The organism is Roseofilum sp., assembly GCF_982964205.1.
Genome location: NZ_CEZBFX010000232.1, coordinates 1 through 1,111 on the forward strand (window position 1 = coordinate 1; position 1,111 = coordinate 1,111).

1 protein-coding gene is annotated in these 1,111 nt (G+C 49.2%); it reads right to left on the bottom strand.

From position 1 onward, the window contains the following. Window positions 1–64: 64 nt before the first annotated feature. The coding region (gene psbA / locus AC3A14_RS24680; RefSeq protein WP_487779251.1) for a photosystem II q(b) protein at window positions 65–1,111 on the bottom strand (1,047 nt) is incomplete at its 5' end.

The window sequence follows — 1,111 nt, forward strand, 5'->3', positions numbered from 1 at the left end:
AAAAAAACGCCCCCCTTGCGGAGAGCGTTTTTTTTGATTAAATTCAGTCAATCAAAAACTGGAATTAACCGTTGATAGCAGGAGCCGTTAAAGCTACAGGAGCTTCTTCTCCAGCCGCCAAGTCTAAGGGGAAGTTGTGAGCGTTGCGCTCGTGCATTACTTCCATTCCTAAGTTGGCGCGGTTGATTACATCTGCCCAGGTGTTGATTACGTGACCTTGGGAATCCATGATCGATTGGTTGAAGTTGAATCCATTCAGGTTAAACGCCATGGTGCTTACACCTAAAGCAGTAAACCAGATTCCCACTACCGGCCAGGCTCCTAAGAAGAAGTGAAGGCTACGGCTGTTGTTGAAGGATGCGTATTGGAAGATTAAACGTCCGAAGTATCCGTGGGCTGCTACGATGTTGTAGGTTTCTTCTTCTTGTCCGAATTTGTAACCGTAGTTTTGAGATTCGACTTCCGTGGTTTCACGAACTAAGGAAGAGGTTACCAAACTACCATGCATAGCCGAGAACAGAGAACCTCCGAATACACCGGCTACTCCCAGCATGTGGAAGGGGTGCATGAGGATGTTGTGTTCGGCTTGGAATACAATCATGAAGTTGAATGTTCCGCTGATTCCTAAGGGCATTCCATCGGAGAAACTTCCTTGTCCAATGGGGTAGATTAAGAATACTGCGGTCGCTGCTGCTACAGGGGCGCTGTAAGCTACGCAGATCCAAGGACGCATTCCTAACCGGTAGCTCAATTCCCATTCACGACCCATGTATGCGAATACACCGATCAGGAAGTGGAATACGACGAGCTGGTAAGGACCTCCGTTGTACAACCACTCATCTAAGGAAGCTGCTTCCCAGATGGGGTAGAAGTGCAGACCGATCGCGTTAGATGAAGGAACAACTGCACCAGAGATGATGTTGTTTCCGTACAGTAAGGAACCGGCTACGGGTTCGCGGATACCGTCGATGTCTACGGGAGGAGCTGCTACGAAGGCGATGATGTAGCAGATGGTTGCGGTTAAGAGGGTGGGGATCATCAGTACGCCGAACCAGCCTACATAGAGGCGGTTTTCGGTTGAGGTTACCCACTGACAAAACCGCTCCCAAGC